Below are 2682 nucleotides of genomic sequence, written 5' to 3'. Positions count from 1 at the left end.
CATGGCCCACCGCGGTGCCGACATAGAGCGCCGGCTTGATCTTCTTGCCGTCGATCGTCTTGGCGGGCTGGGCGGCGCCACGCGCCGTGGGGTCGTTCTTGCTCTTCGAGGTCTTAAGCATGGGTTCGGATCCGATAGCGCGACGTCGGTACGACAATAGCCTGCCCAGGACCGGCAGGTCGGCTGCGGGTCTCTTGACCGGATCGCCCGGCCACGTCAAGCGTCGGGGTCCGACGCCGGCACCGTGACGCCACGGCGCGCCGCTGCCGGGCGGCCTGGAATCCGGTGGGATCGGCCTGGTCTGCGGCCGGGACAGGGCCAATCCATTTATGACCTTCATCCCCACCATCGCCCAGCAGACAGCGCGGAGAAGCGGTTGAACGGCCTTCCGGGTGCTCCTGACATGGAGCCGCATCTCCCTGCAGCAGCCCTGGGCCGGCCAGCCGGGCCGAAGCGCCGGTCCCGCCTGCCGGCCCTGCTGGGCGTGCTCGTGCCGCTGACCGCGGCCTGCGCTCCCGCCCTGCAGGCCAGCAATGGCGCGCTGGACGACCTGTCGCCGGCACCCGCGCTGATGGCGACCGCCCAGTCGGTCGAGAGCAGCGCCATCGGTGACTACCTGGTGGGCCAGTACGCGATGGACGCCGGCGATGTGGTGCAGGCGTCCGATGCGCTGGAACGAGCGCTCGCCGCCGACCCCGACGACCTGGACCTGCGCCGGCAGGTCTTCCTCCTGGACGTGGCTCGGGGCGACCTTCCCGGGGCCAGGGACCAGGCGCGTCTCCTGACTGAGATCGATCCCGGCGCCGACGAGGCTCACCTCGTCCTGTTCATCGACGCGCTGCAGGGCGGCCGGATCGCCGAGGCGCGCCGTGCCCTCGACGCCCTGCCCGAGCGCAGCATCGGCGGGCTGATCGCCCCGGTGCTGCAAGCCTGGCTCGCCGTTGCCGAGGGTGATCCGCAGCGTGCGCTGAGCCGGCTGCCGGAGGTGGCACCGGATGACCCGCTGTTCGCGGTGCTGACCTACCACCGCGCGGCGATCCAGGCCCTGGCGGGGCAGGCGGCGGCGGCCCGGGCCACCCTCCAGCCGCAGGCGCAGGAGGGCCAGCAGGTCCCGGTGCGCATGGCGCTGCTGACCGCACGCCTGATCTTCGAGGTGGACGGTCAGGCGGCCGCGCGCCGCTATCTCCAAAGTGCGGCCGCCCTGCACGAGCAGCCCGCCGTGTTCGGCCGCGCGGTCGAGCATGTCTCGGCCGGCCAGCCGCCCGTGGCCGTGCTGGCCAGTGCCGGCGAGGGGACGGCCGATCTCCTGCTCGCGATCGTCGAGGCCCTGCGCCAGCAGGGAGCCGAGGGCCGCGCCATCGTCTATGCCCGGCTGGCGACCTGGGCAGCCCCCGAGGATGGCGAGGCGGTGCTGACCCTGGCGAGCCTGATGACCGCCCAGGGCAGCCCAGAACTGGCGATCGAGACGCTGGCGCAACTGCCCGGGGATTCGTCCTGGGCCTGGGACGCGAAGCTCGCCACCGTCGATGCCACGCTGGCGGCCGGGCGGCAGGACGATGCCGAGGACCTGCTCGAGCGCATGGCCGCAGAACGGCCGGAGCGGACCGATGCCCTGGTCAAGCTCGGCGACCTCGCGCGCAGCGACGAACGCTACGCGGAGGCGGAGCAGGCCTATGACCAGGCGATCGGGCGGGTGGTGGCACCGTCCGCCACGGACTGGCGCCTGTTCTACGCCCGGGGCGTGGCGCGCGAGCGGCTGGGTCGCTGGCCGGAAGCCGTGGCCGACTTCCAGCGGGCACTGGAGCTGGCGCCGGACCAGCCGCTGGTCCTGAACTATCTGGGCTATTCCTGGGTTGATCGCGGCGAGAACCTGGAGCAGGCGCTCGGCATGCTGCAGAAGGCGGTGGAACTGCGCCCGCGCGACGGCTTCATCATCGACAGCCTGGGCTGGGCCTATTTCAAGATCGGCCGGCTGAACGAGGCGGTGAGCTGGCTGGACCGGGCCGTGGAGGCGGAGCCGGGCGACCCGGTGATCAACGAGCATCTGGGCGACGCCTACTGGCGGATCGGCCGGTTCCGCGAGGCACGTTTCCAGTGGCAGCGCGCCCTGACCCTTTCGCCGGATGCGGAGTTGGCCCGGCTGCTGCGGGACAAGCTGGCCAATGGTCTGGAATCGTAGACGGCAGGCGGCCGGGGGCACGGCGCCGGCCGAGGCCGCCCGCAGCGAGCTGGCGCCGGCCAAGATCAATCTCGACCTGCTGGTCACCGGGCGCCGCCTGGACGGCTATCACGAGCTGGACAGCCTCGTGGTGTTCGCGCCGGTCGGCGACCGGCTGGAGTTCGCGCCGGCGAGCGGGGGCGGGCTGAGCCTGGAGGTGAGCGGGCCGTTCGCTCCGGCCGTGCCGCGGGACGGGAGCAATCTCGTCCTCCGGGCAGCGGAGCTGCTGGCCAGGCGCACCGGGACAGCGCTGTCCGGGCAGATCCGCCTCGACAAGCAACTGCCGGTGGGCGGCGGGCTCGGCGGCGGCAGTGCCGATGCCGCTGCCGCCCTGCGCCTGCTCGACCGGGTGTGCGGCACGAAGCTGGGCAATGCCCGGCTGCGCGAGCTGGGTGCCGAGCTGGGCGCGGACGTGCCGGTCTGCGTCTATGCCCGGCCGGCACGGATGCGCGGGCTGGGGGAGC

At 72.8% G+C, this 2682-nt stretch carries 2 protein-coding genes; both read left to right on the top strand.

Features of this window, described 5'->3' with window-relative positions:
• Positions 1-376: 376 nt before the first annotated feature.
• Positions 377-2179, top strand: a complete 1803-nt coding sequence (locus EQG76_RS30185) for a tetratricopeptide repeat protein (RefSeq protein ID WP_159718937.1) — start codon at positions 377-379, stop codon at positions 2177-2179.
• Positions 2163-2682: GHMP family kinase ATP-binding protein (locus tag EQG76_RS30180; protein WP_456237667.1), on the top strand; the 520-nt coding region annotated here is incomplete at its 3' end. The genes EQG76_RS30185 and EQG76_RS30180, both read left to right, overlap by 17 nt.

It is taken from the genome of Geminicoccus flavidas (genome assembly GCF_009806515.1).
In the GTDB taxonomy this organism is placed as follows: Bacteria; Pseudomonadota; Alphaproteobacteria; order Geminicoccales; family Geminicoccaceae; genus Geminicoccus; species Geminicoccus flavidus.
Note: the sequence above shows the minus strand (reverse complement) of the source record. Positions and strands in the feature narration are given on the sequence as shown.